Here is a 26,759-nt window from a genome sequence, read left to right as displayed (position 1 = left end):
ACGGCTCGCCGCGGAGCTCCGCCGGAAGTGCCTCAGCCGACGTCGCTCCAGAAACCGGCCAGTGCCTCGGCGGTCTTGTGCGGGCGCTCGGCGTTGGGGGAGTGCTCGGCGCCTTCGATGACCGTGCGCCGGGCCGACAGCCGGTGGGCCATCGCGTCCATCAGCGGCAGCGGCCAGGCGTAGTCGACCGATCCGGAGACGACGTGGACCGGCAGGCCGGTACGTGCCAGCTCGGCGACCCGGTCGGGCTCCGCCAGCATCTGCCCGCCGGTGGCGATCAGCTGCTCGGGGACGGTGTTCAGCCAGCGCCGCCGCAGGAACCCGGCGATCTCCGGGGGCAACGTGTCGTCCGCCGCCTCCGGGGGATCCAGTGCCCGCATCGCCTCCCACACCCGCGCCATGCTCATCGTGCCGAGCGCGTCGATCAGCATCCGCACCCGGGTCTGCTGCGGCGGGTCGAGGGCGGCCGGCCCGGAACTGAGCGCGGTCAGCGAACGGAACGGCGCCGGATCGCGCAGCACCGCGGCCCGGGCGATCAGGCCGCCGAGGGAGTGCCCCAGCAGATGCAGCGGGCCGCCGCCGGGTTCCGCCAGGGCCCGCGCCTGGGCCAGTACGTCGCGCGCCAACTCCTGCTGTGCGTAAGCCTGTTGGTCGCGCGGCCCGGGGGTCTCGTGCTGTCCGCGGCCGTCCACCGCGACCGCCCGGAACCCGGCCGCGGCGAGCGGTGCCAGCAGGGCGATGAAGTCCTCCTTGCTGCCGGTGAAGCCGGGGACGAGGAGGGCGGTGCCGATCGGGGCGCCGTCGGGCCGGGCGTCGTGCACGGCGAACGCGCCGCGCTCGGTGTCGAGCCGGTACGCACGGGCGCACGGCGGGAGGGTGAGGGTGGGCGGCCTGCTCATGGGGCGAGGCTATCGGGACCGTCGGGGGCGCGCGTCCGGGGCGCCGGGGCGTGCGGGGCCCGGAACGCCGGCGACCCGGCGCCCGCACGAGGCGGGGCCGGGTCGTCAACTGCCGTCGGGGCCGGACCGGATGGCCGGTTCAGCTCTCGGTCGGCGCCTCCGCCTTCTTGGCGACGGTGCGCTTGCGGGTGCGCTTGGGCTTCTCCGCGGCGGCCTCCGCGCCGTCCGCCGCCTCGGCGGGGGCGGCCTCGGCGGCCTTGGCGGCGGCCGTCTTCCGCGTCCGCTTCGGCTTGGCGGGGGCCTCGGCCGCCCCGTCGGCGGCCTCGGCCTCAGTGGCCTTGGCGACCTTGGCGGCCGTGGTCTTGGCGGCCGTGGTCTTGGCCGCCGCCGTCTTACGGGTCCGCTTGGGCTTCGCCGGGGCGGCGTCCGTGCCCTCGGCGGTCGCCACCGCGGCCTCCGCCGCGGGCTCGGCCGGGGTGTCGGCCGCGGGCTTGGCGGCGGCCACCTTACGGGTCCGGGTGCGCTTCGGCTTGGCCGGCGCCTCGGCGTCCGCGACGGCGGTGCTCGCCGCTGCGACGTCGGCGACCTCGGCGGCCTCGGTGGCGGGCGCCGCGGTCTTGGCAGCGGTCCGCTTGCGGGTGCGCTTGGGCTTGGCCGGGGCCTCGGTGCCCTCGGCCGTCGCCACGGCGGCCTCCGCCGCGGGCGCCGCCTCGGTCACGTCCGCCGCCACGCCCTCCACGGCGTCCACCGCGGCCTTGGCGGCACTACGGGTGCGGCGCCGGCGGGGCTTGGCCAGGGCCTCGGTGGCCTCGGCGTCCGGGCCGGCCGCAGGGGCCGGCACCGTGGCGGCCTCGGCGACCGCCTCGGCCGCGGCCTCGCGGGCCTCGGCCACCACGGCCTCGGTGGCGGTCGCCGCCACCGCGCCGCGGGTGCGGCGCCGGCGCCGGGGCGTCCGCGGCGCAACGGCGGCGTCGGTCCCCTCGGCCGCGTCCACCGCCGCCTCCGGCGCGCCCGCGCCGGCCTGCTCGTCCACCGGGGCCCCGCCGCGCGTCCGGCGCCGCTGGCGCGGCGTCCGGGTCCGCCGGGGCTCCTCCCGGGACTCCTGCTCGGGCCCGCCCGACCGCCGGCCGCGCCCGCGGCCACCGGTCTCGCCCAGGTCCTCGACCTCTTCGGCGGCCAGCCCCGCGCGGGTCCGCTCGGCGCGCGGCAGCACGCCCTTGGTGCCCTCGGGGATGTGGAGCTGTTCGTAGAAGTGCGGCGAGGTGGAGTAGGTCTCCTCCGGCTCGTCGAACGGCAGGTCCAGCGCCTTGTTGATCAGCTTCCAGCGCGGGATGTCGTCCCAGTCGACGAGGGTGACCGCGGTGCCCTTGGCGCCCGCCCGGCCGGTGCGGCCGATGCGGTGCAGATAGGTCTTCTCGTCCTCGGGCGACTGGTAGTTGACGACGTGGGTGACACCCTCGACGTCGATACCGCGGGCGGCGACGTCGGTGCAGACCAGGACGTCGACCTTGCCGTTGCGGAAGGCGCGCAGCGCCTGCTCGCGGGCGCCCTGGCCGAGGTCGCCGTGGACCGCGCCGGCCGCGAAGCCGCGCCGGGTGAGCTGGTCGGAGATGTCGGCGGCGGTCCGCTTGGTCCGGCAGAACACCATCGCCAGCGCGCGGCCCTCCGCCTGGAGGATGCGGGACACCATCTCCGGCTTGTCCATGGAGTGCGCGCGGTAGACGTGCTGGGTGATGTTGGCGACCGTCGCGCCCTCGTCGTCCGGGGCGGTGGCCCGGATGTGCGTCGGCTGCGACATGTAGCGGCGGGCCAGCGAGATGACCTGGCCGGGCATGGTCGCCGAGAACAGCATGGTCTGGCGCTTGGCCGGCAGCAGCTGGATGATCTTCTCGACGTCGGGCAGGAAGCCCAGGTCGAGCATCTCGTCGGCCTCGTCCAGGACGAGGGTGCGCACCTGGGACAGGCTGAGCTTCTTCTGGCCCGCGAGGTCGAGCAGCCGGCCGGGCGTGCCGACGACCACGTCGACGCCCTTCTTCAGCGCCTCGACCTGCGGCTCGTAGGCCCGGCCGCCGTAGATCGCCAGGACCCGGACGTTGCGCACCTTGCCGGCGGTCAGCAGGTCGTTGGTGACCTGCTGGCACAGCTCGCGGGTGGGCACGACCACGAGGGCCTGCGGTGCCTCGGTCAGCTGCTCGGGCGTGGCCCGGCCGGCCTCGACGTCGGCGGGGACGGTGACCCGCTCCAGCAGCGGCAGGCCGAAGCCGAGCGTCTTGCCGGTGCCGGTCTTGGCCTGGCCGATGACGTCGTTGCCGGAGAGGGCGACGGGGAGCGTCAGCTCCTGGATGGGAAAGGGGTGGACGATACCGACGGCTTCCAGGGCCTCGGCGGTCTCGGGGAAGATCCCGAGTTCGCGGAACGTCGTAGACAGAGTCTTGCCTCTTCTGTGAGACGCGGCGGGAGGCGGCGGAGGGGGTCGTACCGCACCGTCGTACGGGTTCGTACGGCGCCGGCCCGTCGGGGCCGGTCGGCGCGGGACCACTGCCGTCGCTCAGGCACTCCTGCCGCGAGCGGTGTGCCTCCTGCTGTGCGCACGTCGCGTACGCGCCGCGGGGAGGGCGGTCGGTTGGAGCCGATCGGGCCACCGACCGGGCATCCGCTTTCGTGGAACGACCCACCGATACTCGGCGGGTCCTTTAGCACTGTACCCCGGATGTCGCCCGCGAATCCGAAGGCGTGTATGACTGAGGAATTCATCACGGCGCGCCGCACCGCTCCCGGCGATCACACCGACGGGTGACTGGGCCGTGGCTGACCAGGGCCTTCCGCGGCCCCTCGGGCGGGCTATTGTGCCGGTCATGGAGACGCCTGACAACGCCGCTGCCGACGCCCAGGAACACACCGGAATCGCCGCCCAGGACTGGGACCGGGCATCCGCCGACCCGCAGTACCGGGCCGCCGTGATCGATCTGCTCGGCGCCCTCGCGTACGGCGAGCTGTCCGCCTTCGAGCGGCTGGCGGAGGACGCCAAGCTCGCCCCCACCATGGACGACAAGGCAGAACTGGCCAAAATGGCCTCGGCCGAATTCCACCACTTCGAGCGGCTGCGGGACCGGCTCGCCGAGATCGAGGCGGAGCCCAACGAGGCGATGGAGCCGTTCGCCGCGGCGCTGGACGAATTCCACCGCCAGACCGCGCCGTCGGACTGGCTGGAGGGCCTGGTCAAGGCGTACGTCGGCGACTCGATCGCCAGTGACTTCTACCGCGAGGTCGCGGCCCGGCTGGACTCCGACACCCGCGACCTGGTGCTCGCGGTGCTGGACGACACCGGCCACGCCACCTTCGCGGTGGAGAAGGTCCGGGCGGCCATCGAGGCCGAGCCGCGGGTCGGCGGACGGCTGGCGCTGTGGGCCCGCCGGCTGATGGGCGAGGCGCTCTCGCAGGCCCAGCGGGTGGTCGCGGACCGCGACGCGCTCTCCACGATGCTGGTCGGCGGGGTGGCCGACGGCTTCGACCTGGCCGAGGTCGGCCGGATGTTCTCCCGGATCACCGAGGCGCACACCAAGCGGATGGCGGCGCTGGGCCTGGCGGCCTGACGCCGGACCGTGCGCCGTCAGGCCGTCCGGTGGCCCTTCAAAGGGGCGGCCGGGCGGCGGACGCGGCGGCGCGGCGGGCGGGCCAGCACCGACAGCAGCGCGGAGCCCACGGCGAACGCGGCGACCGTCACCTGCACCGGATGACCGGGACCCAGGATCGAGCGGGTCAGCAGCGCGCCGAGCAGCGCCGCGACCGGGCCCGTGGCCAGCGTGAGGGTGTGGGAGGGGAATCGCTCGGGCAGCCAGCGCCGCGCGGACAGGGCGATGGCGAATCCGACGATCACGGCGCCGAGCGCTTCCCAGATCATGCTGTTCCCTCCCGCTGACGAGGCCGATCAAACAAACAAATCGGTCGTAGGCGGTCGTACCCAAGGGCCCCCGGCAGCAACCCTCCGGCGGGGCCCGCTTGTCCGGTCAGCGTGCGCCCTCGTCCGGCCGCGGGGCAAGGGAATGCGGTCTCCGGGCGGCAGCGACGCAACAGGGCGGCGGCCCGGGGGAAGAATCCCCGGGCCGCCGCCCTGTTGCGATCTCAGTGCCGGCGCCGGTGCGCCGGCGGGCCGCCGCTCAGGGCGCGCCGAAGCCGACCCGGCGGATGCTCGGCTCGCCGATCTCCACGTAGGCCAGCCGGTCCGCCGCGACGAGGACCTTGCGGCCGTGCTCGTCCTCGAGGCTCAGCAGCTCCGCCTTGCCGGTCAGCGCCTCGCTCACCGCGCGCTCGACCTCCTCGGCGGACTGCCCGCTCTCCAGAACGATCTCGCGGGGCGTGTGCTGCACGCCGATCTTGACCTCCACGGCTTCTGTCCCTCCGATGATCCGGGTGCCCCCAGCGTCGGCTGGGGGAGGGTGCGCGGCCAGGCGCGCGGTACTCCGCACACATTAGCCCGGTGCGGGGACGGACAGGACGTCACGGACCACGCCAGCAGCGAACACGCTCAGTGTGTGTCGCTGCCGTGCAGCGGGAATCCCGCGATGCCCTTCCAGGCGAGCGAGGTCAGCAGCTGCACCGCGGTGTCCCGCGGCACCTCGCTCTCCGAGGACAGCCAGTAGCGCGCCACCACCTGGGAGACCCCGCCCAGGCCCACGGCCAGCAGCATCGACTCGTCCCGCGACAGCCCGGTGTCCTCGGCGATCACCGCGCTGATCGCCTCGGCGCACTCCAGCGACACCTTGTCCACCCGCTCGCGGACGGCCGGCTCGTTGGTCAGGTCCGACTCGAAGACCAGCCGGAAGGCGCCGCCCGGGTCCTCCACGTAGGCGAAGTAGGCGTCCATGGTGGCCGCGACCCGCTGCTTGTTGTCGGTGGTCGACTCCAGCGCCGTGCGTACTGACTGCAGCAGCGCCTCGCAGTGCTGGTCGAGGAGGGCGAGGTAGAGCTCCAGCTTGCCGGGGAAGTGCTGGTAGAGCACCGGCTTGCTGACGCCCGCCCGCTCGGCGATGTCGTCCATCGCGGCCGCGTGGTAGCCCTGGGCGACGAAGACCTCCTGGGCCGCGCCCAGAAGCTGGTTGCGCCGGGCTCGGCGTGGCAGGCGAGTGCCCCGCGGGCGCGCCGCCTCGGTCTGCTCGATGGCGCTCACGCTGCCTCCCAGTGATCGTTCCGTTCGCGCGCCGTACAAGATGGTGCGCCGCAGCCGTCATCGTACTTTTGGGTAACGGGGCTGTGTGCGGTCGGCGGCGAGAAATTCCGCCCCGCACCTCTCGCCGAAGCCGACATAACGTCCCAGGTCATCGGTATTCGTCTTCGTTGAGCTCGACGACCCGGGCCTGTTCGGCGCGGTCCGCCTCGTTCGCCGAGTAGTCGCCGCCGGTCACCTTCTCGTCGCGCTGCGGCGCGAGATCGGTGTGCTGCTCGGCGGCGTCCGCCTCCGGTGCCTCCACGTCGAACGGATCGGCGGCCGGGGCCTCGGTCGCGTCCTCGAAAGTGTCCGGGTCTGTCGGGTCGACGCGCATGATGGCTCCCTGTTCCGGTGCTCGGCGGGCCGAAGCCGCGCCGTAGGGCGGGCCGCCCTAGCTACGAGCCTAGGAGAGCGGTTGCGGCAGCGCGATGCGGTGTGTGACCGCGAACACACAATCGGGGGCGTGATCGTCTCGTAACATCGACAGCATGTCTTCGACCGAGCCGCCGGACACCGCGACCGCCGCCGCTCTCCCGGTGCCGCCGGCCGGGCCCGGCGCCCCGGGCCCCGCGGACGAGGTGGTCGACTGGGTGTCGCTGGGCTCGCCGCCGCGGCTGACGATGGCGGTCCGCAGCCCGGCCGCGCAGTCGGCGGGCGCCCCGGGGAAGGACCGCGAACCGGCGCTCTGCGTCCACGGCCTGGGCGGCTCGTCCCGCAACTGGTCGGCGCTGATGCCGCTGCTCGCCGACCGGCTGGCCGCCGAGGCGATCGACCTCCCCGGCTTCGGCGAGTCGCCGCCGCCCGACGACGGCAACTATTCCGTCTCCGCACAGGCCCGCGCGGTCATCCGCCACCTCGACGCGGCCGGCCGCGGCCCCGTCCACCTCCTCGGCAACTCCATGGGCGGCGCGACCGCGACCCGGGTCGCGGCGCTCCGCCCCGACCTGGTCCGCACCCTCACCCTGATCTCGCCCGCGCTGCCCGAACTCCGCCCGCAGCGGACGGCGGTGCCCACCGCGCTGCTCGCGGTCCCCGGCGTGGCCCGGCTGTTCGGCCGGCTCACCCGCGACTGGACGCCCGAGCAGCGCACCCGCGAGGTGCTGGCGCTCTGCTACGGCGACCCGGCCCGGATCACCCCCGAAGGCTTCGAGTCCGCCGTCGAGGAGTACGCCCGGCGGCTCGAACTCCCGTATTTCTGGGAGGTGATGGAGCGTTCGGCGCGCGGTGTGGTGGACGCCTACACCCTCGGCGGCCAGCACGGCCTGTGGCGTCAGGCCGAACGCGTCCTGGCACCCACGCTTCTCGTCTACGGTGGACGCGACCGCCTGGTCTCCGTCCGGATGGCACGGCGGGCGGCCGCGGCGTTCCGCGGCTCACGGCTGCTGACACTTCCGGAGGCGGGACACGTGGCGATGATGGAGTACCCCGAGGCGGTGGCCCGGGCCGTCCGCGACCTGGTCGACTCCGTCGCGGCCCGGCCGGCCGGAGCCGGGAGCTGACGGCCCCGTGGGACGACACAGCCGCCGGGGCGAACGGCAGCGCCCGGCCCCCGAAACGGCCGGGACCACCGACAGCGCACCGCACCCTCCGGGGACGGGGCGCCGCCGCCGGGTGACCGGACCGCCGGAGGGCGGCGGAGCGGTCCGCGGCGGCCATCCCGAGCAGCGCGAGCCGGGCGGCGCCTGGGGCGCGGTCCCGCCGCCGGACGGGCCCGCGGCGCCCGCACCGAGAATCCCCCGGCCGCGGGCCGCCGAGCCCGGTGGACCGGCTTCCGGCACGCCGCCCTTCGGCACCCCGCCCTTCGGTACCCCGCTGGGGGCTCCGGTGGCCGGCACCCCCGCGTTCGACGTGCCGGTGGTCTCGCCGGCGGACGACCCGGGGCCGCGCCGGGAGTATCTGGAGGCGTTCGACGGAAGCGGGAGCGGGAACGGCCCCGGCGCCGGGGCGGACCGAGCGGCCGCGCGGGGCACGGGGAGGAGAACCGCTTCCCCGGCCGGAGCATCCCCTGACGGCGGTGCCGCAGGTTCCCCCGACGAGGTCTCCGGCGGGGCCTTCGCGACCCAGGCCGTCCAGCCCGCGGGCGGTGCCGACGGGCGCGCGGCCGACGCCGAGGAGCCGGCCGGCCCCGGGGCGCGGGGCGCCCGCAAGGGGCACCGGGCGCGGACCCTCACCGGCGCCGCGGCCGCGGCGGTGACCACCGCGCTCGCCGTCGTCATCGCCGGTCAGGTCGCCGACCAGCACCGGGACGGCGCCGGCCCGCAGGCCCGCAGCGGCGACGACCGGACCGACGGCGGCACCGACCAGGCATCGCGCTCGCAGACGCGGGCCGGCCAGGACGCCAAGCCCGCCGACTACGCCACGCAGATGGCCGAAGTCTTCCCGCTGGACCCACAGTTGACCGCCAGCGGCCGCTTCCGGCCCGTCGGCGGCGACGCCCAGGCGCCCGGCCACGGCACGGTGCTGCGCTATCGGGTGGACGTCGAGGAGGGACTGCCGCTGGACGGCGCGCTGTTCGCCGAGGCGGTGCACAAGACCCTCAACGACGACCGGAGTTGGGCGCACGGCGGGCGGCGGACCTTCCAGCGGGTGGGCTCCGGCACCGCGGACTTCGTGATCTCGCTGGCCAGCCCCGGCACCACCGCCAAGTGGTGCGCCAAGTCCGGTCTGGACACCACCGAGGACAACGTCTCCTGCGACTCGGCGGCCACCCAGCGGGTGATGATCAACGCCTACCGGTGGGCGCAGGGCGCCCGCACCTACGGCCCGGACAAGATGCTGGCCTACCGCCAGATGCTGATCAACCACGAGGTCGGGCACCGGCTCGGCCACAACCACGAGGTCTGCTCGCGGCCGGGCGCGCTGGCGCCGGTGATGATGCAGCAGACCAAGTTCCTCACCACGGACGGGGTCACCTGCCGGCCCAACTCCTGGCCGTATCCGACCGGGCACTGAGCCCGGAAGCGGCGGGGCGCCCGGCGTAGGCGCCCCGCTGTGCGGGGGCTTCGGTTGCCGTGCGCGGCGGGCATTGGCCGTCCTCGCGGTGCCGGAGCCGCAGGTCGTGGCGGGTGAGCGGCCCCTGAGGGCGGCGGCCGGCCGGCTGGACCACCCCCACCCAACGGCCCCATAGCGCGTCGAAACGCCCCGAGGGGTGGAAAGTCACGCGTGTTCACCCCTTCCGGTGGTGCGATGGACAACCGTCCATCGCGCGACCTGCCCCTTTGCGTAGCTTCTTCCTGCAGGTGGCGGGGGTCGTGCCGCGCCAGGACGCCGATATGGGAGGACGGGGGTGCCGTCGTGCGCATTGGACTGCTCACCGAGGGTGGCTATCCCTACGCGTCCGGTGAGGCGCACGGCTGGTGCGACCGGCTCGTTCGCGGACTCGCCGGCCATGACTTCGCGCTCCACGCGCTGACCACCGACCCCCGCCAGGACGCCCGCGGCCCCGTGGCGCTGCCGGTCAACGCCCGGCTGGCGGGCCGGGCGGCACTGTGGGGCGAGGCCCCGGCGGCGCACCGGCGGGCCGGCGGCCGACGTGCCCGGCGCCGCTTCGCCGAGCACTTCGGCGAGCTGGTAGCGGCCTGCACGGCGCTGCCGGCGGGGGAGCGGACGAGCGCCGCCGAGGCCGCCGCGGACGGACAGGCGGACCGTTTCGCCAGCGGTCTCTACGGGCTCGCCGACCTCGCCCGCGACGGTGCCCCGCTGCCCGCCCTGCTCCGCTCCGAGGACGCCGTCCGCGCCCTGGAGGCGGTCTGCCACGGCCCCGGCGCACCGTCCGCGGTCCGCGGCGCACAGGTCGCGGACCTGCTGGCGGCCGCCGCGGAGCTGGAACCGGCGCTGCGTCCGCTCTCCCTGGACTGGTACGGCGACTCCGGGCTCGCCGGGGTCGACCTCTGCCACGCCGCCGCGGCCGGCCCCGCCGCCCTCCCGGGACTGCTGGCCAAACGCTTCTTCGGTACCCCGCTGCTGGTCACCGAGCACGATGTGCGGCTGCGCGAGCACTACCTCGCCCACCCCGCCGTGTCGCGCCCCGTGCCCGTCCGCGCCCTGCTCGCCGCCTTCCACCGTGCGCTCGCCGCCGAGACCTACGCCCGGGCCGCGCTGATCACCGCCGGCGGCGCCCGGGCCCGCCGCTGGCAGGAGCGCTGCGGTGCGGACCCGGCCCGGCTGCGCACGGTCCATCCGGGCATGGACGCGGGCCCGTTCGCGTCCGTCCCGGATGCCGCGCCGGACGACTCCGCGACCCTGGTGTGGACCGGCGCCATCGCCCCGGACAAGGACCTCGTCGGGCTGCTGCACGCCTTCGCCGCGCTGCGCAAGGACGTCCCGGCCGCCACCCTCCGGATCGTCGGCGGCCTCGGCGACGACCCGGAGGGCGCCGCCTACCGCGCCCAGTGCCGGGCGCTGGCCGCCCAGCTCTTCCCCGACGAGGCCGCCGACGCCCGTACCGCCGGGGAGAACCCGGTCAGCTTCGAGGAGATCGGCGGCCCCGCCGCGCCCACCACGGCGGACGTCCTGGCCTCCGCGGCGGTGGTGGTGCTCTCCAGCGCGGTCGAGGGGTTCCCGCGCTCCCTGGTGGAGGCGATGTTCTGCGGCCGCGCCACGGTCTCCACCGACACCGGTGCGGTCTGCGAGGTGATCGGCGGCACCGGCCTGGTGGTGCCGCCGCGCAACCCCCGCGCGCTGGCCGACGCCTGCCGGGCGCTGCTCACCGACCCGGAGCGGCGCGCCCGGCTGGGCGCCGCGGCCCGCGCCCGGGCCCTCGAACTCTTCACCGTCGAGCAGAACATCGCGGCATTTCGTGGCATCTACCTGGAGCTGATCGCGCAGACCCCGGACGCCCCGGCGGGGCGCGGCGGCGTGACGGCCGGGGGCGGGGTCCCGCGGCCCTTCGCCCGGCCCGCCGAGCGCCGGGTGTCCGGCGGACCGGTTCCGGCCGGCACCACCCGCACCCCCAGCTGGGCCCGCGGCGAACGCGCCGATCGGGCGGACGGGCCGGCCGGAGGCGGCCGGCGCACTCGATACGGGGCGGCCGGCGAACCGGCCGCCGGGCAGATGCGGTGAGGGTGAGGGAGACGACAGTGGTGACTGCCGTGCTGGACGTGCTCTGCGCGATGGGCGTGGTGGGCGCGGCCCTGGTGACGGGGATGGCGGATGTGGCACACGAGGGGGCCGGGGCCTGGACGGGCGGCCGTCGGCGCATCCGGCGGGTGACCCGTACCGGCCGCCCGCTGCCCTTCCGCCGCCGTCCCACCGACGGCGGCTGTCCCCGGGGCCGGGGGAGAGGAGACCGCGCATGACCGCACCCGAGAGCGGCACCGCGGCCCCGCCCGTCCGGCCGGTCCGCCGGCACGGCCCGGCCGACCCCGTCAAGATCCTGATGCACCGTCACCGATCCCTGTGCGAAGAGGCGGTGGACCCGTTGGAGATCGCCGCCGGCCTGGAGGCGCACGGTGTCACCGACCGCGCCGCCGCCCGCTTCCGGCACCGCGACGTCTTCTCCCTGGCGGAGGAGCTCTACGCCCGCGTCCCGCGCGCCGACGGGCCGGAGTGCCGGACGCCGGAGGAGCCGGCGGACGCCGCGGAGGCGGACCCGGAACCACCGGACCCCGCGCCCGCCCCCCGCTCCCGGACCGCCCGCGGCGCGGTGCAGCTGCTCCCCGGCGCCATCGGCCTGTCCACCGTCGCCGCCCATGTCTCGGTCCTGGCGCCGACTCCGCGGCTGCTCGCGGCAGTTGACGCAGCTGGGTTGCTGCTGACCGTCCTCGCGCTGCGGCTGGCCCTGCGGCACGGGCCGCTGCGGCTGCGCCGCGGCCCCGGTTCCCGTACGGCGGCGACGGCGGCCTTCTGGACGGTGGCGTACGCGGTCCTCGGCGACTGGCTGCTGGCCCAACTCCGCTCCGGCGGGCCCGATGTGCCCGGCCCGCTTCCGCGGGCGGCGGTCGCCACCGCCGTGGCGCTGGCCTGCGCACTCGCCCCGGCCGCCGGCTGCGCCCACTGGTTCGCGCGGCGCGCCCGGCACCGGGTGGCCGCCAGCCGCGCACTGGCCGAACTCGCCTCCCGAGTAAGGCCGTTGCTCGTCGCCGCGACGCTGCTCTTCCTGGGCGCCGCGGCGGCGCTGGCCGCCGGCGCCCACGTCCTGCTCGGCCGCACGGGGAGCCCCGGCGGCCGGTGGGCGGTCCCGGCGGCGGCCGCGCTGGCGGTGCTGCTCTTCCTCGCCCGGCTGCTCGCGGTCCACGGCTTCCCGGCGGCCGCCGCGGCCGGGCTGGGGAGCGCCGCGGCCCTGGAGGCGGTGGCCCTGGCGCTCGTCCTGACCGCCCGGCTCCCCGGGTGGGCACGGCTCGGTGCCCCGGTGGAGGCGCTGGTCGGCGCCGCCGGACCGGCCGCGGTCCCCGCCGTCGCGTGCACGGCCGCCGCACTGGGCCTCCTCGTCCACGGGCTGCGGGCGCTCACGGGGGCCTGCGCGAACCTGCCGGTGCCACCGAGGCGGGAGGGGCGCACCGGCGATGACGCAACTCATCGGCACGCTCCCCTCGATCCCGCATGAGGAGCCGGCACATGACCTCTCCCCCGGCCGAGGCGGGGGGATTCTTCCCGCACGGGTTGATCTTTCTGCTTCACGGCCGGTCGCCGACCCGCATCAACGGCAAGGGACGGTGTGCCGTCCATCGGTCTCGCACCAGCTCCACAGACCTGACTTTCCGCCGGCCCGGCGGTAGGCCCGGCCAACTTCGTTTTCGCCGACCGGGCAGCAGCGATCGTCCCCCGCGTGAACGCGGGGGTATACACGGAGGAACCACGATGAACATCCACCCGCTCACACGGCACGCGCGCAGGGGGGCCGCACGATGAGGGTGCTGCTCATCGGCGCCAACGGGTACCTCGGCCGCTATGTCGCCGACCGCCTGCTCGCCGACCCCGCCGTCCAGCTCACCGCCCTCGGCCGGGGAGACGACGCCGACGTCCGCTTCGACCTGGCCACCGGCAGCCCCGGGGCGCTCACCCGCTTCCTGGACGCGGTGCACCCCGGTGTGGTCGTCAACTGCGCGGGCACCACCCGCGGCGGTGCACGGGAGCTGACCCGGCACAACACCGTCGCGGTCGCCACCATCTGCGAGTCGCTGCGCCGCAGCGGCTGCGGCGCCCGTCTGGTGCACCTCGGATGCGCCTCCGAGTACGGGCCCTCGCAGCCCGGTTCGTCCACCGCCGAGGACGCGGTGCCGCGCCCCGGGGGCCCGTACGGCGTCAGCAAGCTGGCCGCCACCGAGCTGGTGCTCGGCTCCGGGCTGGACGCCGTGGTGCTGCGGGTCTTCTCGCCGGTCGGGCCGGGCACCCCGGCCGGGTCGCCGCTGGGGCGGCTCGCCGAGGCGATGCGGCGCGCGATGCAGTCCGGGGACAACGAGCTCAAGCTCGGCGGCCTGGGCGTGCAGCGGGACTTCGTCGACGTCCGGGACGTGGCCCGGGCGGTGCACGCCGCCTCGCTGTCCGCCGCCCAGGGCGTGGTCAACATCGGGACCGGGCGCGCGGTGCGGCTGCGGGAGGCCGCCGCGGTGCTCGCCCGGGTCGCCGGGTTCGGCGGTTCGCTGCACGAACTCGACTCCCCGCCCGCCCGGTTGGTGATCCCGGCCCCCGCCTCCGAGGGGCACCCGGGGGGCGCGCCGCCCACCGCCTACCCGTATCCCGACGGCTGCGGCACCTGGCAGCAGGCCGACGTCCGCACCGCCCGCGACCGGCTCGGCTGGCGCCCGCGGATCGTCCTGGAGGAGTCCCTCGCCGACATCTGGATGGAGGCCGCGTGTCGTATCTGAGGACGCCGCTTCCGACCCTGTGCCCGGCTCTGGGCCCGACTCTGCGCCTGCCCCTCCCGGCCGTCGCCCGCTTCCGTGAGACGGCTGTCCGTTTACTGGGACACCCGGATCCGGCGCCACGGCCCGCCACCCGGCGGCCCGCCGGCGCCCGGGAGCCGCTGCCCGGCTGCTGGGACGATTCCGTCTCGCACATCGGACCAGGTGTCTCGGAATGAAGAAGGGCGTGGCAGTGTTACGGAGAGAACCCTCTCCGCCGCTCCCGGTCCCGGCCGGGGCGGGGGAAGCCCATCGAGACCGATCAACGGAGTCCCCGTGTCGCTGCCACCCCTGGTCGAGCCCGCTCCGGAGCTCACCGTCGACGAGGTCCGCAGGTACTCCCGCCACCTGATCATCCCCGACGTCGGGATGGACGGGCAGAAGCGGCTGAAGAACGCCAAGGTGCTGTGTGTCGGCGCCGGCGGCCTGGGTTCGCCCGCGCTGATGTACCTGGCCGCGGCCGGCGTCGGCACCCTGGGCATCGTGGAGTTCGACGAGGTCGACGAGTCGAACCTGCAGCGCCAGATCATCCACAGCCAGGCGGACATCGGCCGCTCCAAGGCTGCCTCCGCCAAGGACACGGTGCTGGGCATCAACCCGTACGTCACGGTCAACCTCCACGAAGAGCGCCTGGACTCCAGCAATGTCATGGAGCTCTTCGCCCAGTACGACCTGATCGTCGACGGCACCGACAACTTCGCCACCCGCTACCTCGTCAACGACGCCTGCGTGCTGCTGAACAAGCCGTACGTCTGGGGTTCCATCTACCGCTTCGACGGCCAGGCGTCGGTGTTCTGGAGCGAGCACGGCCCCTGCTACCGCTGCCTGTACCCGGAGCCCCCGCCGCCGGGCATGGTGCCGTCCTGCGCCGAGGGCGGCGTCCTCGGTGTGCTGTGCGCCTCCATCGGCTCCATCCAGGTCAACGAGGCCATCAAGCTGCTCGCCGGCATCGGTGACCCGCTGGTCGGCCGCCTGATGATCTATGACGCCCTGGAGATGACGTACCGTCAGGTCAAGGTCCGCAAGGACCCCGACTGCGCGGTCTGCGGCAAGAACCCCACCGTCACCGAGCTCATCGACTACGAGGCGTTCTGCGGCGTCGTCTCCGAGGAGGCCCAGGAGGCGGCGGCCGGTTCGACGATCACTCCCCGGCAGCTCAAGGAGTGGATCGACGCCGACGAGAAGATCGACATCATCGACGTCCGCGAGCCCAACGAGTTCGAGATCGTCTCGATCCCCGGCGCCCGCCTGATCCCCAAGAACGAGTTCCTGATGGGCACCGCCCTCCAGGACCTCCCGCAGGACAAGAAGATCGTCCTGCACTGCAAGACCGGCGTCCGCTCCGCCGAGGTCCTCGCGGTCCTGAAGTCCGCGGGCTTCGCCGACGCGGTGCACGTCGGCGGCGGCGTGATCGGCTGGGTCAACACCGTCGAGCCGGAGAAGCCCGTCTACTGAGCGGCGCAGCCGCCCCCTGACGCCCGAAGGCGCCGGTCCGCACGACGACGGACCGGCGCCTTCCCGTATACCGGCCGCGCCGGCGCCGGGCCGCCCTCAGATCTCGCCCTTGCGGGTCAGGAAGGTGAACGCCATCCAGCCCGGCAGCACCGGCAGCCAGAAGACCATCAGCCGGAACAGCAGCACCGCCGGCAGCGCCGTCTCGGCCGGCAGCCCGCCGAAGGTCAGCGCACCGATCAGCGCGGCCTCCACGGCGCCCACGCCGCCCGGGGTCGGGGCCGCCGAGCCGATCGCGTTGCCCGCCAGGAAGGCCACCGCGATACCGGCGTAGCTGATCTGGTCGCCGCCGCCGAACGCCCGGATCGAGGCGTCCAGGCACATCACGTTCGCCCCCGTCAGCAGCAGCATCCCGCCGATGCCGGTGACCAGCTTCCGCGGCCGCTGGAGGATGTCCAGCATCCGCGGCACCACCCCGGCGAACAGCGACCGCAGCCGGGTCACCACGAACTTGCGCAGCACCGGGACCGCGGTGACGACCAGGACCAGCACCGCCACCGTCAGCAGACCGGCGATCACCGTCCGGGACGGCGAGATCTGCGGGGCGTGCTCGGTGCCGGTCAGATAGCCGAACGCCAGCAGCAGCAGGATGTGGCTGCCCAGCCCGAACAGCTGGGACGCGCCGACGCTCGCCACCGCCAGCCCGGGACGGACCCCGGCCCGCTGGAGGAAGCGGGTGTTCAGCGCCACCCCGCCGATCGCCGTGGGCGCCACCAGCTTCACGAAGTCGCCCGCGACCTGCGCCAGCAGCGTCCGCAGGAAGGAGACCTTCTCGGTGACGAACCCCAGCAGGCTCATCGCCGCCGCGACGTACGTCAGCCCCGAGAAGAACGCCGCGACCAGCACCCACACCCACCGGGCCTGGTTGATCACGTCGCCGAGGTTGAAGTTGGTCAGCTGCGACAGCAGGACGTAGGCCGCGAACGCGCCGGCGATCCAGCTGATCAGGATGCGCGGGCTCAGCCGCTCCAGCTTCGCCGGCTCGATCACCGCGGTCGGGCGGATCAGCAGGACCTGCCGGCGGATCTGGGCGAGCAGATCCTCCTCCAGCGCCTCCTCCGACGCCTCCTCCAGGGCCCGCTTCTCGGCGGACTTCTCGGCGTTCCGCACCGCCCGCAGCGCCTTGCGGTCCTGGGGGCGGTGGGCCTCCCGGGCCTCCCGCGCCTCCTTCGCGGCCTGCGAGGCGGCCAGTACCGCCTCCCGCTCCCGTTTGGCCCGCTCCCTGGCCAGGTGGCGCAGGGTGGCCCGGGTGGTGCGGCTGAGCGCGATCGGCTGGAGCAGCGGCAGGCTGTCGGCCACCGCGTCCGGGCCGAGCACCTCGACGGCCGCGGCCACCGCCCGCTCGGCACCGACCCGCAGCCCGCAGGTGGCGAGCAGCTGGGCGATGTCCATCCGCAGCACCACATCGCCGGCCGCGATCTCACCGCCCCGCAGATCGGTCAGCACGATGTTGCCGGAACGATCCACCAGTAGGGCGTCCCCGACCAGCCGCCGGTGCGCGATCCGCCGCGACTGGAGCGCGGCCACCTGGCGCCAGGCGCTGTGCATCAGCTCGTCGGTGATCTCCTCGTCGGCGAGCGCGTCGAAGCTGCGGCCGCCGATGTGCTCGTAGACCAGCATCACCGCGTCGGGGCCCAGCTCGGAGGTGGCGATCAGCTTGGGGGCGTTGGCCCCGGCCGCGATCGCCGCGTAGGCCAGCAGCGCCTCCTGCTCCAGTGCCTGGCGCAGTGACTGCAGGCTGCGGCGCTGGTTGATCCCGCGCAGCGACAGCCGCCGCCACACCCGGTAGAAGAAGCCCTGCGCCTGCTGCTCGCGGTCGACGACCGTGACGTCGATGGGCGGGCCGTCCTCCAGGGCGACGAGGTAGCGGCGGCCCCGGTCGGCGTGCTCGGGGTTGCCGGGGTCCTCCGCGCGCATCGTGCTGACCGGCCGGAAGCCGACCCGGCGCAGGCCCGCGAGGAGGTTCTGGCCGGTGGGGCGGACGTTGGGGGAGCCCACGGCATAGAGCGTGCCGAAGGCGACGGTCCAGCCGATGAGGACGGTCACCACGATCGCGAACGGGGTGGTGTACCGCCCGATCAGCACCGCGAACGCGTCCAGCAACAGGACGCACCACATCGCCACCCGCCAACGGGGGCGCCGGGACATCCCCACCGCCGTCATATAGGCGATCACCGGCGCCAGATAGCTGTGCACCGGCGCGGAGAGCGCCCCGTTGGCCAGCGGCTGGGTGAGCGCGCTGCGGATCGAGGCGGGGGCGGCCTCGGCCACCCACAGGTCGGTGGCGAGCGACACCCCGTGCGCCAGCACGGCGGCCAGCACACCGTCCGCGATCCGCAGCCCGTCCCGTTTGATCAGGCGCTCCACGGCGTAGGCCACCGGCACGATCAGCACCAGGACGCTGGACGCCAGCCCCGCCAGGTTGATCAGCAGCGGCGGTGCCGCCCCGGCGCCCTGCCCGATGTCGTTCTTCAGGCCCTGGGTGGTGCCGTGCGCGAACGTCGCCAGCGCCAGCACCAGCGCGATCCCGGCGATGCCGAGCAGCAGCCGCAGCAGGTCGGCGGGGCGGTGCACCCGCGCGGGCAGCAGCGGCTCGTCCACTGCGAGCCGGTCGACATGGAAGTCGCCGGTGTCCTGGGGGACGCCCTCGGGGCGGCGCGCACCGGTGCGGGGCGCGCCGTCGGCGGTCTTGTGGTGCTCCAGCGGCTCGTCCGGCGGCTGGTCGCCCTGGTCGCTCACCGGGGTCCGCCCCACGGGCTCCTGCCGCTCGGGCGCCGTGGGCCGGCCCGGCCTCGCGGACGCCTCGGGTCGTTCGGCCTTCTCGATCGTGCTCGCCTTTTCGGTAGCGGAAGCCGTCGCCGGCGTCCGTTGCTGCTTCCCCTGATCCGCCGCCCGCGGCCCTTGCGGCTGCGCGGTCCCTGCGGTCGGTCCCGGGGCGGTGCCGGCTGCCAGCACATCAGGGGCGCCCGCCTCCCGCGGAGGCGCCGCACCCTGCTGTTCGGCCGTCTCTTCTTGATCTCGTATCACCAGTCACCGTCCGGAAGATGGTGGCACGGCCGTCCGGTCCGAGGAGGCATCAGGGTGCATTTGGGGGCCAGCGGAAACGGAACCGCGACCACCGCACACGGTCTCCGCACCCTCCGAGGCCGACCCGGCCGGTGCGGGACCAGGCGTCCAAGCCCATTGTCGGTGCTGTGCGGCAGGATGGGCCGAATGAAGGGGACCGGAGACACGGAGAGGGCCGGCGCCGCCGGCGACCGGGCCGCCCCGGACGGCCCGGCGGAGGCCGTCGTGGAGCTGCCCGACTACGCCGAGCGGGTCCTCGGCGTCGCCGAGCTGATCCCGCCCGGCAAGGTCATGACGTACGGGGACGTCGCCGAGTGGCTCAAGGACGAGGAGCACCCCCAGGGGCCGGCGCCCGGCGGCCCGCGGCAGGTGGGGCGGGTGATGGCCCTCTACGGCGGGGCCGTGCCCTGGTGGCGGGTGGTGCGCGCGGACGGCGTCCTGCTCCCCGGCAGCGAGCTGCGTGCCCTGGCCCACTACCGCGACGAGGGCACGCCGCTGAAGGGGGCGTCGGCGGCGGCGATCGATGGGGCCGCGGGGCCCCGGACGGAGTCCGGGGAAGCGTCGATGAGGGGCGGTGGTCGGGCGACGGGCGGGCGCATACCGAGGATCGACATGCGGCGGGCGCGCTGGGACGGCGGCGACGAAGGGCGGGGCGCGCCTTAGAGGCCGAGACGGGCGCCGGGGTTCGGGACCAGACCCTGACCCCTGGTGCGCCCCGGCGGTCCGGGGACGGCTCCCCGACCCGGTACGGTCGGAGACCGCCGTTCCGGACGCGGCCCGTCGCCGGTGCCCGGACGGCTCCGCCCCGACGCCCGACGGCCCGGCGGCCCCGCAGGCCCCGGCCGGCACCCGCACCACCACCCGCACCTCCCTCCCAGGACCGGCGATCCACGTGAGTTCCTCCCTTCCGGCCGTTCCGCCGGCGCAGCCCCGCGAAGGCGCGCGGCGGGACGCCCCCGGCGCGTACCGCCTGGTGCGCACCCCGCCGGAGCGGACCGCGCCGCCCGTCCTGGACGCCGGCCAGCGCGCCGTGGTGGCACACCGGGACGGCCCGCTGCTGGTCCTCGCCGGCCCCGGCACGGGCAAGACCACGACCCTGGTGGAGTCCGTGGTGCGCCGCATCCGGGACGGCGGCGACCCCGAGCGCATCCTCGTCCTCACCTTCAGCCGGAAGGCCGCGGTCGCCCTCCGCGACCGGCTGGCGGCCCGCCTGGCCGACCACGGGGGCGCCCCCGGGCCGTCCGCCGGGTGCCGGCCGGGCGTCCCCCAGGCCACCACCTTCCACTCCTTCTGCTACGCCCTGGTCCGCGCCCATCAGGACGCCGACCTCTTCGCCGACCCGCTGCGGCTGCTCTCCGGCCCCGAGCAGGACCTGGTCGTCCGCGAGCTCCTGGAAGGCCAGGCGGAGCTGGCCGGCGCCGGCCGCGCCCGGGCGGGCTGGCCGGACGAGCTGCGGGCCTGCCTGACCACCCGTGGCTTCGCCGACGAGGTCCGCGCGGTGCTGGCCCGCAGCCGGGAACTGGGCCTGGGTCCGGACGCGCTGGGCGCCTTCGCCCGCCGCACCGGCCGCCCCGACTGGCAGGCCGCAGCCGCCTTCCTCGCCGAGTACCTCGACGTCCTGGACGCCCAAGGGGTGCTGGACTACGCCGAGTTGGTGCACCGCGCGGTACTGCTGGCCGAGCGCCCGGAGGCCGCGGCCCGGCTGGCCGACACTTACGACGCGGTCTACGTCGACGAGTACCAGGACACCGACGCCGCCCAGGTACGGCTGCTGCAGGCGCTCGCCGGCCACCGGGGCGCACCGGCCGCCCCCGGTTCCCCGGGCCGTACGCTGCTCGCCTTCGGCGACCCGGACCAGTCGATCTACGCCTTCCGCGGCGCCGACGTCAACGGCATCCTCGACTTCCCGGAGACCTTCCGGCGCGCCGACGGCACCCCCGCCCCGGTGGCCGTGCTGCGCACCTCCCGCCGCTCTGGCGCCGACCTGCTCGCCGCCACCCGGCAGATCACCCGCCGGATGCCGCTCACCCGTCTCCCGGCAGACGCCGTGCGCGCCCACCGGGAGCCGGCGCCCGTCCAGGAGGGCGGCCGGGCCGAGGTCTACACGTACCCGACCCCGGGCGCGGAGCTGGACAACATCGCGGACCTGCTGCGCCGCGCCCACCTGGAGGAGGGGGTGCCCTGGCGCGAGATGGCCGTCCTGGTCCGCGCCGGCGGGCGCTCGATCCCCACCGTGCGCCGGGTGCTGACCGCCGCCGGGGTCCCGCTCGACATCGACGGCGACGACCTGCCGCTCCGCCACGAACCGGCGGTCGCCCCGCTGCTGACCGCCCTGCGGGTGGCCGCGGGGGCATCCGCCGTGCCCTCGGGCGCCCGCGCCACCCCCGCCGAGGCACCCGGCGCGCCGTATCCGCACGACGGGGACGGGGGCCCCGCCGCCCCGTTGGACGTCCCGGGCGATCACCTAGGCACTGACGCGGTGGACGCGGCGGACGAGGCCCCGGACGACACGGTGGACGACGCCCCGGACGCTGCCTCAGACGGCGCGGCCGCCCTCGCCATCGACCCCGAGACCGCCATCGACCTGCTGACCTCCCCCCTGGGCGGCATGGACGCCGCCGACCTGCGGCGGCTGGGCCGGGCGCTCCGCGAGGAGGAGCGGGCGGCCGGCCGGGCCCTGCCGCCGCCCTCCGACGAGCTGATCGCCCGCGCGCTGGCCGAGCCCGAGCGCCTGGTGGCCCACGACCCCCGCTACGCCCGCGGCGCCCAGCGGCTCGGCCTGCTGCTGCGCAAGGCCCGGGAGCTGCTCGCCGGCGGTGGGACGGCCGAGGAGGCGCTGTGGGAGCTGTGGGACGGCACCCCCTGGCCGGGCCGGCTGGAGCGGGCCGCCCGGCGCGGCGGGGCCGCCGGCCGCAACGCCGACCGCGATCTGGACGCGGTGGTCGCCCTGTTCGAGACGGCGGCCCGCGCCGAGGAGCGCACCGGCGGCCGCGGCGCCCGGAACTTCCTGGAGGAGCTGGACGCCCAGGACATCGCCGCCGACACCCTCACCCGCCGTACGGTCCGCCCCGACGCGGTGCGCCTGATGACGGCGCACCGCGCCAAGGGCCTGGAATGGCGCCTGGTGGTGGTCGCCGGAGTCCAGGAGGGCCTCTGGCCCGACCTGCGCCGGCGCGGCTCGCTCCTGGAGGCGGACCGGATCGGCCGGGACGGCCTGGCCGAACCGCTCACCCCGGGCGCCCTGCTCGCCGAGGAGCGCCGGCTGTTCTACGTGGCGGCGACCCGGGCCCGGGAGCGCCTGGTGGTCACGGCGGTGAAGGCCGCGGCCGACGACGGTGACCAGCCGTCCCGGTTCCTGACCGAGCTGGGCGTCACCCCCCAGGACGTCACCGGGCGCCCCCGCCGCCCCCTGACGGTCGCCGCGCTCGTCGCCGAGCTGCGGGCCACCACCGTCGACCCGGAGGCGTCGCCGGCGCTGCGCGACGCCGCCGCCCGGCGGCTGGCCAGACTGGCCGCCCTGCGCGACGACGACGGGTACCCCCTGGTGCCGGCCGCCCATCCGGACAGCTGGTGGGGCCTGCACGAGCCCACCCACAACGCCGTCCCGCTGCGCGACCGCGACCGCCCCGTACTGCTCTCCGGCAGCGCCCTCGGCCAACTCGCCGACGCCTGCGCCCTCCAGTGGTTCCTGGGCCGCGAGGTGAAGGCCGACGCCCCGGCCACCGCCGCCCAGGGCTTCGGCAACGTCGTCCACGTCCTCGCCGACGAGGTCGCCTCCGGCCGCACCCCGGCCGACCTGTCCGTCCTGATGGCACGGCTGGACTCGGTGTGGGACGCGCTCGCCTTCGACGCGCCCTGGAAGTCCCGCCAGGAGAAGGACAGCGCCCGCGCCGCCCTGGAGCGCTTTCTGCGCTGGCACGTCATGGAGCGCGAGACGCTCGGCCGGGACACCGTCGCCACCGAGCACGGCTTCGACGTCACCCTGGAGGCCGGCGCCTACGAGGTCCGCATCCGCGGCAGCATGGACCACGTCTCGCGGGACGCCCAGGGCCGCGCCTACGTCGTCGACTTCAAGACCGGCAAGCAGAAGCCCACCGGCCCCGAGGTCGCCCGCCATCCGCAGCTCGCCGTCTACCAGCTCGCGGTCCGCGAGGGCGCCCTCGACGACGCCTTCGGCGGCGACCGGCCGGAGCCGGGTGGCGCCGAACTGGTCCACCTGCGGCTGGGCGCGCCCCGCAAGGAGGGCGGCGACGCGCTGCCGGCCGTCCAGGCGCAGCCCCCGCTCGACGGCGACTGGGTCGGCGAGCTGCTCGCCACCGCCGCCGGCCGCGTCCTGGAGGAGCGCTTCACACCCACCACCGGCGCGCACTGCACCCACTGCGCTTTCCGGGCCTCGTGCAGCGCCCAGCCGGAGGGCCGGCAGATCGTGGAGTGACCGCCGTCCGCCCGTGCCCGCGCCGACCTGCGCGGACACCGCTCGCGCGGGCGTTGTCGGTGGCGGCCGTTACGGTGGCGGTTGTGTCAGCTCGTATCACCGACCCCGAGCAGCTCAAGGAGCTCCTCGGCATCCCGTTCACCCCGGAGCAGACGGCGTGCATCACGGCCCCGCCCGCCCCGCAGGTCATCGTGGCCGGAGCCGGTTCCGGCAAGACCACCGTGATGGCCGCGCGGGTGGTGTGGCTGGTCGGCACCGGCCAGGTCGCCCCGGAGCAGGTCCTCGGGCTGACGTTCACCAACAAGGCGGCCGGCGAGCTGGCCGAGCGCGTCCGCGCCGCCCTGCTGGCGGCCGGCGTCACCGACCCCGATCCGCTCCCCGAGGGGGCCGCGGGGGCCGCAGCCGCCGAGCCGCCCCTCGGCGAGCCGCGGATCTCCACGTACCACGCCTTCGCCGGCCAGCTCCTCAAGGACCACGGCCTGCGCATCGGCCTGGAGCCCAGCGCCCGGCTGCTCGCCGACGCCACCCGCTTCCAGCTCGCCGCCCGCACCCTGCGCGCCGCCCCCGGCCCCTACCCGTCGCTGACCACCTCGCTGCCCACCCTGGTGGAGGACCTCCTCGCGCTCGACGGCGAGCTGGCCGAGCACCTCGCCGAGCCGGCCGCCCTGCACGCCCACGACACCGCCCTGCTCGCCTCCCTGGAGGGCGCCAAGCTCAGCAACGCCGACCTCCGCAAGGTCCCCGAGGCCGCCCGCGGCCGGCTGGAGCTGCTCGACCTGGTCGGCGCCTACCGCCGCGAGAAGCGCCACCGCGACCTGCTGGACTTCGGCGACCAGATCGCCCTCGCGGCCACCCTGGCCACCACCCGCCCCGAGGTCGGCGCCCTGCTCCGCGACGAGTTCCGGGTCGTCCTCCTCGACGAGTACCAGGACACCTCCGTCGCCCAGCGGCTGCTGCTCTCCGGCCTCTTCGGCGCCGCCGGCACCGGGACCCCCACCGGGCACGCGGTCACCGCCGTCGGCGACCCCTGCCAGGCCATCTACGGCTGGCGCGGCGCCTCCGTCGCCAACCTCGACGACTTCCCCGCCCACTTCCCGTTCGCCGACGGCACCCCCGCCCGCCGCTTCGCCCTCAGCGAGAACCGCCGCAGCGGCGGCCGCCTACTGGACCTCGCCAACCGCCTCGCCGCCCCGCTGCGCGCCATGCACGCCGGCGTCGAGGCACTGCGCCCGGCCCCCGGCGCCGAGCGGGACGGCATGGTCCGCTGCGCCCTGCTGCCCACCCAGGCCGAAGAGCTCAGCTGGCTCGCCGACTCCGTCGCCCACCTCGTCCGCACCGGCACCCCGCCCGGCGGGATCGCGGTCCTGTGCCGCACCGCCGCCGACTTCGCCCGTATCCAGGGCGAGTTGGTCGCCCGGGACGTCCCGGTGGAGGTCGTCGGCCTCTCCGGGCTGCTCCACCTCCCCGAGATCGCCGACCTGGTCGCGGTCTGCGAGGTCCTCCAGGACCCGACGGCCAACGCCTCCCTGGTCCGCCTGCTGATCGGCCCCCGCTGGCGGATCGGCCCCCGCGACCTGGCCCTGCTGGGCCGCCGGGCCCGCGCGCTGGCCCGCACCTCCCGCGGCGGTTCCGCCGGGGACGACCCCGAGCGGCGGCTCGCCGAGGCCGTCGAGGGCGTCGACCCGGCCGAGACGGTCTCGCTCGCCGACGCGCTCGACACCTTCCTGGAGTCCGGCGGCACCGACGACGGCCTGCCGTTCTCCCCGGAGGCCCGGGTCCGCTTCGCCCGCCTGGCCACCGAACTCCGCGACCTGCGCCGCTCGCTCGCCGACCCGCTGATGGACGTGCTCCACCGGATCCTCGCCGTCACCGGCCTGGAGGTCGAGCTGTCCGCCTCGCCGCACGCCCTGGCCGCCCGCCGCCGGGAGACGCTGGGCGCCTTCCTCGACCTCGCCGCCGGGTTCGCCGCCAAGGAGGGCGGCGCCGCCCTCGACGGCGAGGCGACCCTGCTCGCCTTCCTCGGCTTCCTGCGCACCGCCGTCCAGTTCGAGAAGGGCCTGGACAGCTCGCTCCCGGGCGGCGAGAACACCGTCAAGGTGCTCACCGCCCACAAGTCCAAGGGGCTGGAGTGGGACGTCGTCGCGGTGCCCGGCCTGGTGAGCCGGCAGTTCCCCAGCGAGCAGGCCCGCGAGTCCTGGATCGGCCGCGCCAAGGTCCTGCCGCACGCCCTGCGCGGCGACGCCGCCACCCTGCCCGAGGTGGCGGAGTGGACCGCCCGCGGCGTCAAGGACTTCAAGGAGGCGATGAAGCAGCACCAGGAGACCGAGGAACTCCGCCTCGGCTATGTCACCTTCACCCGTCCCCGCTCCCTCCTCCTCGGCTCCGGCCACTGGTGGGGCCCCACCCAGAAGCGCCCCCGCGGCCCGTCCGCCTTCCTGACGGCGCTGCGCGAGCACTGCGAGGCCGGCCACGGCGAGATCGAGGTGTGGGCCGACCCGCCCGAGGAGGGCGCCGAGAATCCGGCCCTGGCCGAGTCCGCCGCCGAGCAGCCCTGGCCGCTGCCGCTGGACCCGGCCGCCATGGCCCGCCGCCGCCGGGCCGCCGCCACCGTCCGCGCCCACCTCGCCGCCCACGCTCCCGCCGCCTCGGCTCCGGCCCCCGCATACGACCCGGAGTGGCCGCCGCCCCCGGACGACGAGGACTGGTCCGCCGCCTACGAAGACGCGCCGTACGACGACCCGTTCGACGACCCGTTCCACGACGAGCCCCCGTATGCGGACGCCCCGTATGCCGAGCCCGCATACGGCGAGCCTCCGTATGACAAGCCCCCGTACGGCGAGCCTCCGCAGGACGGGACGCCCCAGGACGAGGCGCCCCAGGACGAGGCGCCCCACGACGACGTCCCCGCCGCCTCCGCCGCCTCAGCCCCGGCCCCCCGCCTCATCGCCCAGCGCTCCGCCGAGCCCGATCCGGCCGCTCTCGCCGCCGGCCCCGGCCTCGGTCCCGGCCTTGTCCCCGCCCCCGCCGCCCTGCCGGAGCAGGGGCCCTTGGCGCTGCTCCCCGAGGAGCGCCGCACGGCCGCGTCCTGGGACCGCGATCTGGAGGCGCTCGCCGCCGAGCTGCGCAGCTCCCGCGCCCGGGTCCGCGACGTCCCGCTGCCCGCCTCGCTCACCGCCACCCAGCTGCTCCACGTCGCCGCCGACCCGGACGGCTTCGCCCGCGAGCTGGCCCGCCCGATGCCGCGCCCGCCGCAGCCCGCGGCCCGCCGCGGCACCCGCTTCCACGCCTGGGTCCAGTCCCGCTTCGAGACGCTCCCGCTGCCGCTGCTCGGCCCTGATGAGCTCCCCGGCGCCGAGCCCGGCGAGGACGCGGAGATCACCGACGAGCAGGACCTGGCGGCCCTGAAGGAGGCGTTCGCCCGGACCCCGTACGCGCGCCGTACCCCGTTCCGGGTGGAGGTCCCGTTCCGGATGACGCTCGCCGGGCGGGTGATCCGCGGCCGGATCGACGCGGTCTACCGCGAGCCCGGCCCGGACGGCGACCGCTTCGAGATCGTCGACTGGAAGACCGGCCGCCACCTCCCCTCGGGCGCCGGCGGCGCGGACCCGCTCCAGCTGGCCGTCTACCGCCTGGCCTGGGCCGAGCAGCACGGCCTGGCCCCGTCCGAGGTCGGCGCCGCGTTCCTCTTCGTCCGCACCGGCGAGGTGGTCAGACCCGCCCGCCTGCCGGGCCGCGACGGCCTCGAACGGATCCTGCTGGGCGAGACCCCCGGCCGGTATCCCCCGGAAGGCCGATAGGCT

The 26,759-nt window shown here is 75.7% G+C and carries 18 protein-coding genes; 11 read left to right on the top strand and 7 right to left on the bottom strand.

Annotated features, from left to right (window positions below):
* Positions 1–32: 32 nt before the first annotated feature.
* The gene (locus B073_RS0101100; RefSeq protein WP_018536246.1) at positions 33–899 is read right to left on the bottom strand and encodes an alpha/beta fold hydrolase; all 867 of its coding nucleotides are present in this window, start codon (positions 897–899) and stop codon (positions 33–35) included.
* A gap of 139 nt (positions 900–1,038) precedes the next feature.
* Positions 1,039–3,438, bottom strand: coding sequence for a DEAD/DEAH box helicase (locus B073_RS38790; RefSeq protein ID WP_086023745.1), 2,400 nt, complete (start codon positions 3,436–3,438; stop codon positions 1,039–1,041).
* A 316-nt stretch (positions 3,439–3,754) separates the two neighbouring features.
* Here B073_RS38790 and B073_RS0101090 point away from each other — a divergent pair, with 316 nt between their 5' ends.
* Entirely contained in the window at positions 3,755–4,492 is a 738-nt protein-coding gene (locus tag B073_RS0101090) for a ferritin-like fold-containing protein (RefSeq protein ID WP_018536245.1), read from the top strand.
* A gap of 17 nt (positions 4,493–4,509) precedes the next feature.
* Here the strand turns inward: B073_RS0101090 and B073_RS0101085 are convergent, their stop codons facing one another.
* The 4 genes from B073_RS0101085 to B073_RS0101070 form a co-directional block, all read right to left on the bottom strand.
* Positions 4,510–4,800, bottom strand: a complete 291-nt coding sequence (locus B073_RS0101085) for a hypothetical protein (protein WP_018536244.1) — start codon at positions 4,798–4,800, stop codon at positions 4,510–4,512.
* Positions 4,801–5,056: 256 nt separating this feature from the next.
* Positions 5,057–5,284: a DUF3107 domain-containing protein gene (locus B073_RS0101080; protein ID WP_018536243.1), complete on the bottom strand. Its 228-nt coding sequence runs from the start codon at positions 5,282–5,284 to the stop codon at positions 5,057–5,059.
* 140 nt (positions 5,285–5,424) lie between these two features.
* A complete protein-coding gene (locus tag B073_RS0101075) occupies positions 5,425–6,066 on the bottom strand; it encodes a TetR/AcrR family transcriptional regulator (RefSeq protein WP_018536242.1) in 642 nt (213 codons plus the stop codon).
* 148 nt (positions 6,067–6,214) lie between these two features.
* A complete protein-coding gene (locus B073_RS0101070) occupies positions 6,215–6,439 on the bottom strand; it encodes a hypothetical protein (protein WP_018536241.1) in 225 nt (74 codons plus the stop codon).
* A gap of 154 nt (positions 6,440–6,593) precedes the next feature.
* Between B073_RS0101070 and B073_RS0101065 the strand changes: the two genes are divergently transcribed.
* The 7 genes from B073_RS0101065 (at position 6,594) to moeZ (ending at position 15,401) form a co-directional block, all read left to right on the top strand.
* Positions 6,594–7,604, top strand: coding sequence for an alpha/beta fold hydrolase (locus B073_RS0101065; protein ID WP_018536240.1), 1,011 nt, complete (start codon positions 6,594–6,596; stop codon positions 7,602–7,604).
* Positions 7,605–7,611: 7 nt separating this feature from the next.
* Positions 7,612–9,057 (top strand): DUF3152 domain-containing protein, encoded by a 1,446-nt coding sequence (locus tag B073_RS0101060; protein WP_078507845.1) that lies wholly within the window; start codon positions 7,612–7,614, stop codon positions 9,055–9,057.
* Between the two features lie 342 nt (positions 9,058–9,399).
* Positions 9,400–11,166 carry a DUF3492 domain-containing protein gene (locus tag B073_RS0101055; RefSeq protein WP_018536238.1) on the top strand — a complete coding sequence of 589 codons (1,767 nt, stop codon included), beginning with the start codon at positions 9,400–9,402 and terminating at the stop codon, positions 11,164–11,166.
* A 17-nt stretch (positions 11,167–11,183) separates the two neighbouring features.
* On the top strand, positions 11,184–11,402 hold the full coding sequence (locus tag B073_RS46175; RefSeq protein ID WP_158690069.1) for a hypothetical protein: 219 nt from the start codon (positions 11,184–11,186) through the stop codon (positions 11,400–11,402).
* Positions 11,399–12,649, top strand: a complete 1,251-nt coding sequence (locus B073_RS0101050; protein ID WP_018536237.1) for a hypothetical protein — start codon at positions 11,399–11,401, stop codon at positions 12,647–12,649. The genes B073_RS46175 and B073_RS0101050 overlap by 4 nt, the downstream gene beginning before the upstream one ends.
* Before the next feature lie 301 nt (positions 12,650–12,950).
* A complete protein-coding gene (locus B073_RS0101045) occupies positions 12,951–13,910 on the top strand; it encodes an NAD-dependent epimerase/dehydratase family protein (RefSeq protein WP_026246925.1) in 960 nt (319 codons plus the stop codon).
* 312 nt (positions 13,911–14,222) lie between these two features.
* On the top strand, positions 14,223–15,401 hold the full coding sequence (gene moeZ, locus B073_RS0101040; RefSeq protein WP_018536235.1) for an adenylyltransferase/sulfurtransferase MoeZ: 1,179 nt from the start codon (positions 14,223–14,225) through the stop codon (positions 15,399–15,401).
* Between the two features lie 96 nt (positions 15,402–15,497).
* Here the strand turns inward: moeZ and B073_RS0101035 are convergent, their stop codons facing one another.
* Entirely contained in the window at positions 15,498–18,485 is a 2,988-nt protein-coding gene (locus B073_RS0101035) for a lysylphosphatidylglycerol synthase transmembrane domain-containing protein (RefSeq protein ID WP_026246924.1), read from the bottom strand.
* Between the two features lie 186 nt (positions 18,486–18,671).
* On the opposite strand from B073_RS0101035, the gene B073_RS0101030 reads away from it, so the two are divergent.
* The 3 genes from B073_RS0101030 to B073_RS0101020 all read left to right on the top strand — a co-directional run bounded on the left by B073_RS0101030 (position 18,672) and on the right by B073_RS0101020 (position 26,756).
* The gene (locus B073_RS0101030; protein WP_018536233.1) at positions 18,672–19,187 is read left to right on the top strand and encodes an MGMT family protein; all 516 of its coding nucleotides are present in this window, start codon (positions 18,672–18,674) and stop codon (positions 19,185–19,187) included.
* A 229-nt stretch (positions 19,188–19,416) separates the two neighbouring features.
* The gene (locus B073_RS0101025; RefSeq protein WP_018536232.1) at positions 19,417–22,959 is read left to right on the top strand and encodes an ATP-dependent helicase; all 3,543 of its coding nucleotides are present in this window, start codon (positions 19,417–19,419) and stop codon (positions 22,957–22,959) included.
* A gap of 83 nt (positions 22,960–23,042) precedes the next feature.
* A complete protein-coding gene (locus B073_RS0101020; RefSeq protein WP_018536231.1) occupies positions 23,043–26,756 on the top strand; it encodes an ATP-dependent DNA helicase in 3,714 nt (1,237 codons plus the stop codon).
* Positions 26,757–26,759: the final 3 nt, after the last annotated feature.

Source organism: Streptomyces sp. MspMP-M5, from assembly GCF_000373585.1.
Lineage (GTDB): Bacteria > Actinomycetota > Actinomycetes > Streptomycetales > Streptomycetaceae > Streptomyces.
The sequence above is the reverse complement of the archived record's forward strand: the minus strand, read 5'-3'. Positions and strand labels throughout refer to the sequence as shown.